Here is a 5023-nt window from a genome sequence, read left to right as displayed (position 1 = left end):
GTGAGCAATGGAATAAGCTGACACGGCGGATCCCGCCGAATGCCAGTAGGGTTGTCCCTCAGGTCATCGCAGATGACGGTGGGACAACCCTTTCTTTATTATAGACACAGCTCGCCTGATCAGGTGGGACACAACGAGCCGGTGCAAGTCCCGTCGAGGTAAGAGCCATATCGCCTCCCCGCTGGAGCCGGTGGAGAGATCCCCAAGGCTCGCAGGAGATAGGAAAGGGCGGGTCGTATGGGACAATGAGGATGCCAACGCGATGGAACTCGCTCTTAGAGACAAGGCGGGGGAGCAGGATGATCTTTTTTCTGGCGGGATGTAAGACTTTTGTAAGAATTCCGTAAGCCGGGGAGCGCACTTTCCTTCTTATAATGAAGAGCAGGAGGGGATGCGTTGTGAGCTGGGTGCTAAGAACCAATGGACTGACCAAACGCTATGCGAACCGGCAGAAGCCTGCCGTGGAAGATGTCTCGCTTGAAGTGGCGCCGGGGGAGATCTACGGATTTCTCGGCCAGAACGGGGCGGGGAAAACGACGACGCTGCGCATGATTATGGGTCTGGTGCTGCCGACCAGCGGGGAGGTGGAGCTGTTCGGCAGGAGGCTCACCGGCGGAGGTGAAGGCTTCGCCAGGATCGGCTTCCTGCCGGAGGTGCCGGGGCATTATCCGCAGCTGACGGCAGCCGAACATCTGCGGCTGCACAGCCGGCTTACCGGCTATGCGGGGCCTGAACGAACGGAGGAGACGCTGCGCCTGCTCGGGCTGGGCGAAGTCAGGGATGTCCGGGCCGGACGGCTGTCTCTGGGCCTGCGCCAACGGCTGGGTCTTGCCCGCGCTATAGCCCACGGTCCGGAGCTGCTCGTCCTCGATGAGCCGACCAACGGGGTCGACCCTGCGGGGCTGCACCAGCTGCGCCAGCTGCTGCTGGACCTGGCCAAGCAGCGCGGCATGGCGGTGCTGCTCTCGAGCCATCTGCTGGGCGAGGTGCAGCAGATCGCGGACCGGATCGGCATTATGCACGATGGCCGGCTGCTGGAGCAGCGGGACGCCGCCGATCTGCAGCGGACGCTCCGAAGCTGTATCGAGCTCCGGGTGGAGCCGCTCGAGCAGGCGCTCGTGATATTGGAGCAGAAGCTTGGGATGATCGATTATGAGCTGCGGGACAACCGGACGGTCCGGGTGTATGGGAAGTCCGGGCAGTCAGCCGAGATCGCCCGCGTGCTGGTGATGGAAGGGATGGAGCTCATGGAGCTCAAGGTGCGGCATGACTCCCTGGAGGATTACTACCTGCGGCTGATCGGGGGGCAAGGGGCATGAGGGGCGTAGGATATGCCGAGTGGCTGAAGCTGCGCAGGTCTAAGGGACTGTGGCTGCTGCTGTTTATTTTGCTGGTCAAACATGTCATTGAGTTCACTGTCTATTACCAGGATCTGGCCTTTTCTCCTTCACGGCTGACTTGGAGCTGGACGTATTATACGCATTACCGCCAGTTCGCCCTCGGCCTGATGCCGATCATCTCCGGCCTCATGGTGGGGTATGTGCTCATCGGGGAGTTTCAGCACAATACGGTGACCGGGATGCTGACTTATCCGATCCGGCGCAGCACCTTTCTTCTGGGCAAGTATGCGGCGGTCTTCGTGCTGACCGTCCTGGTGTACGGACTTGACTTTGGAATGAAGGCGGCGGGCGGGCTGCTGTTCGGACTGCCGCCGGTTCCGTGGACGATGTGGCTGCGCTATGCGGAATGCGGGCTGCTGCTCATCCTCATTTCGTTCGCCTTCGTTCCCTTATTCGCCTGGATCTCGCTCGCCTACCGGAGTTATATCGCGAACATGGCGGCGGGCACTTTCGCAGCGGTGGCCGGTGAAGTCGTGTGGGATATGCTGGATATCGCCGTGCGGTTCCCCTTCACGTATCCCGGCATCCTTGTCGGCAGCCTGCTCGATATTCCATCGCGGACCGCCGGGAGCGCCGGGCTCCTGCAAGGAGCCTTGGGGTTGCTGGTGATCTTCGCCGTGTTCCTCGCGGCGAGCCTCAGGAAGCTGTCGCGGATGGATATTCATGCGCATGAAGGGTAACGGCCCAGAGATGACGCCGAATCGAACAGCATGATACAATAAACCCAATAATTGGACAGGTCCTCAGGCTGTGCGGAGGACCTGCTTCGGGATATGGGAGTGGAACAGGGAATGCGGTATGGGGAGCGGGAGAAAAGCATACTTCTCGTCGAAGACGACGAGGATCTGGGGGCCTTGATGCGAGACGGGCTGGAAAGGGACGGACTGCAGGTCCGGTGGTGCCGGGATGGAACCGAGGCCAAGCAGTGGCTTACGGGCAGTAGGGGCGGCACGGGCGGATTTGATCTGGCCGTGCTGGATCTCATGCTGCCGGGGGCGGACGGACTGGAGCTCCTGCGTATCATCCGCCAGGCCGGCGGCCTTCCGGTGCTGATGGTGTCCTGCCGCGGGGAAGAAACGGACAAGATCGTCGGCCTGCGGATGGGGGCCGACGACTATCTGGCGAAGCCGTTCGGGCTTGGGGAGTTCTCCGCCCGGGTGAACGCCATGCTGCGCAGGTATCTGGATTTCGGCGCTCCGCAGCAGCCGAATCCATGGCTGGAGCAGCATGGGATCCGCCTGAACACCGAGACGTACGAAGTCTTCGTAGGCGGCAGCGAGGTCGCGTTAACCGCGAAGGAATTCGAGATTCTGAAGGTGCTTATGAGCCAGCCCAAACGCGTCTTCTCCAAGGCCCAGCTCTTCCGAGCGGTCTGGCAGCAGGCTTATCTCTATGACGAGAATACGGTCATGGTGCATATCCGGAGGCTGAGATCCAAGATCGAGCCGGAGCCGTCCCAGCCCCAATATATTCAGACGGTATGGGGCATCGGCTACAAGCTGGGCGGCTGCGGGGAGGGACCTCGCGTTTGATCTGGCTTATGATTCTAAGCATGGCGGCGGCAGGCCTCCTGTTCTGCTTATGGCTGCGGCTGAAGCGGGAGATCCGTGCCTTGACGGCGGGGTTGAAGCTGATGAGGCTAGAAGAAGACCGCCGGCAGCTGCGCGTTGCCGTGGGGGACCGGGACCTGGAAGGCCTGAGGGCCGAGTGCGGCCTGCTCGCCGACCGCTGGAGGGAAGCGTCCGTGCGGGCTGGACGGCTCGATGAATCCCGGAGACGGATGCTGGCCAATCTGGCGCACGATATCCAGACGCCCTTGGCCGGTATGCTCGGGTATATCGAATCCGTCCGGGAGGATTCGCGGCTCACGGAAGAGCAGCGCGTCCGTTATCTGGACATTGCCTCGCGCAAGGGACGGGAGCTGTCCGCGATGCTGCTCAGCTTCTTCGAGCTCTCGAAGCTGGAGTCCGACGACACGCCGATCCGGCTGCAGGCCGTAGACCTGGCGGAACTGCTGCCGGAGTGGCTGCTCACGCTGTATCCTGAATTCGAGCGGATCGGCCTGGAGCCTGAGGTGGAGCTGCCCTCTATGCCCGCCCTGGTTTGGGCAGAGCCGGGTCTGATGGGACGGGTGGCTGCGAATCTGTTATCCAATGCGCTCCGGTACGGTGCTTCGGGAGGGGCGGTCGGCGTCTGCATCCGGGAGGAAGAGGAACATTATGGCTTCACCGTGTGGGACCGGGGACCCGGGATTCCGCAGAGCGAGCTGCCCTTCATCTTCGAGCGGCTGTACACGTCCGATCCTTCCCGGACCCGTACCCGGCGGGGAAGCGGACTGGGTCTGGCCATCGTAAGGCGTCTAGTGCAGCGGCAGCAGGGAACGATTGAGGTGAATTCCGTTCCTCACGAGCGGACGGTGTTCACTGTGCGTTTGAAGCGGGCGCGGGAGTGAGAGGGCGGGCTGCAGCGCTGGTTCCACCTGTTTTTTGGTATAGGCACAAGAAACAAAACAATAGGAGCGTAACCCAGTGGGTCGCGGGCATGACCTGCGGCAGCTGTGCGGATTCCGTAGAAGGTGCCCTGCGGAGCGCCGGGGCTGAGGGGCACGTGGATCTGGCAGGTCAGACCGTACGGGTCGAATATGATGAAGACCGTGTAAGCATGAACTCGATCCGGGATGCCATCGAAGGAAGAGGGTACGGGATCGTATAAAGAGGTGAAAGAGGGTACGCCGGTGTATACCGGGCCTCTGAGCAACTTGCATTTTTTCTTCGGTAGCACGGACAACCCGCAAAAAAGACATTCGTTCTTAGTTTTAGGACGGATGTCTTCTTTTTTTGGTGGGATCAAAAGGACACGGAGAGACGTTTTTCTTGATATCTAAGAATTTATATCTCGCCAGGGCCCGATCCTGTAATCTTATATAACTTATAAACGGGCATCGTCCTTAAAGGACGGAAAAGCCGTTATCTCGTCTAGTATCATAGGTTAGAAGTCTGTATCAGTAAGAAAGAGGAGTGTAGCTGATCACATTTGTTATATAATAATAATATTGCTCTATATCATTAAAATTTCCTTTAGTATCAAGGGTTAATGGATAATTTGGATCATCGGTCCATGCAGCAAAGATAAAGATTTACAGCGTGAATATTTTATGATAATTTAAATATTGTAATATAAATTATAGAAAGGTTGTGTGTTATATGAAAAACAGAATGGCAGCTCTCCTCTTTATCTGCTTCGCCTTGTTCGCCCTGCTTCCGGTTTCGAGCGCATCGGCAGCGACGAACGTCCAGATTACGGGTCAAGGTACGCTTGTGATTAAGGGAACTTTCATCGGAAGCACGGCTGAGTATGTCGTCATCAACCAGAGCGGACAAGTTGTAGGCAACCGTGCATTCTCCGCTTCCGGCGGAACCGGAACGATCAACGGTACCGTATCCAATCTGCCTTATGGTACATACAAGATCATCGTCGGGGGTCCCGCTCTGACGCTCAACAACCTGCAGTACTACTTTCAATAACACCGCAAGCTGAAGGAATGCCCTTCCTAGTCATCATTGATGACGGAGGGGCATCCCTTGTTTGGTTGGTTTGACCGAAGAAGCATCAGCGCGCGCCCC

Annotated in this window: 6 protein-coding genes; all 6 read left to right on the top strand. The window is 58.6% G+C overall.

Annotated elements, in window-relative coordinates; all coding sequences use genetic code 11:
- The first annotated feature begins 398 nt into the window (after nucleotides 1–398).
- Entirely contained in the window at nucleotides 399–1319 is a 921-nt protein-coding gene (locus O9H32_RS12490) for an ABC transporter ATP-binding protein (protein ID WP_269866431.1), read from the top strand.
- On the top strand, nucleotides 1316–2080 hold the full coding sequence (locus O9H32_RS12485) for an ABC transporter permease (RefSeq protein WP_269866430.1): 765 nt from the start codon (nucleotides 1316–1318) through the stop codon (nucleotides 2078–2080). The genes O9H32_RS12490 and O9H32_RS12485 overlap by 4 nt, the downstream gene beginning before the upstream one ends.
- A gap of 93 nt (nucleotides 2081–2173) precedes the next feature.
- Nucleotides 2174–2932, top strand: a complete 759-nt coding sequence (locus O9H32_RS12480) for a response regulator transcription factor (protein WP_269866429.1) — start codon at nucleotides 2174–2176, stop codon at nucleotides 2930–2932.
- Nucleotides 2929–3852, top strand: coding sequence for a sensor histidine kinase (locus tag O9H32_RS12475; protein WP_269866428.1), 924 nt, complete (start codon nucleotides 2929–2931; stop codon nucleotides 3850–3852). Before O9H32_RS12480 ends, O9H32_RS12475 begins: the two co-directional genes overlap by 4 nt.
- A gap of 89 nt (nucleotides 3853–3941) precedes the next feature.
- Complete coding sequence (locus O9H32_RS12470) at nucleotides 3942–4112, top strand: heavy-metal-associated domain-containing protein (protein ID WP_269866427.1); 171 nt, start codon at nucleotides 3942–3944, stop codon at nucleotides 4110–4112.
- 491 nt (nucleotides 4113–4603) lie between these two features.
- Nucleotides 4604–4924 carry a bactofilin family protein gene (locus tag O9H32_RS12465; protein ID WP_269866426.1) on the top strand — a complete coding sequence of 107 codons (321 nt, stop codon included), beginning with the start codon at nucleotides 4604–4606 and terminating at the stop codon, nucleotides 4922–4924.
- The last annotated feature ends 99 nt before the right edge of the window (nucleotides 4925–5023 follow it).

Origin of the sequence: Paenibacillus caseinilyticus (genome assembly GCF_027533645.1) — a bacterium.
Classification (GTDB): domain Bacteria; phylum Bacillota; class Bacilli; order Paenibacillales; family NBRC-103111; genus Paenibacillus_G; species Paenibacillus_G caseinilyticus.
Note: the sequence above shows the minus strand (reverse complement) of the source record. Positions and strands in the feature narration are given on the sequence as shown.

What these genes read in the sequence shown, in the direction of transcription:
- O9H32_RS12485 (WP_269866430.1), top strand. Translation starts at nt 1,316, where the DNA reads ATGAGGGGCGTAGGATATGCCGAGTGGCTGAAGCTGCGCAGGTCTAAG.
- O9H32_RS12470 (WP_269866427.1), top strand. Translation starts at nt 3,942, where the DNA reads ATGACCTGCGGCAGCTGTGCGGATTCCGTAGAAGGTGCCCTGCGGAGC.
- O9H32_RS12465 (WP_269866426.1), top strand. Translation starts at nt 4,604, where the DNA reads ATGAAAAACAGAATGGCAGCTCTCCTCTTTATCTGCTTCGCCTTGTTC.
- O9H32_RS12480 (WP_269866429.1), top strand. Translation starts at nt 2,174, where the DNA reads ATGGGAGTGGAACAGGGAATGCGGTATGGGGAGCGGGAGAAAAGCATA.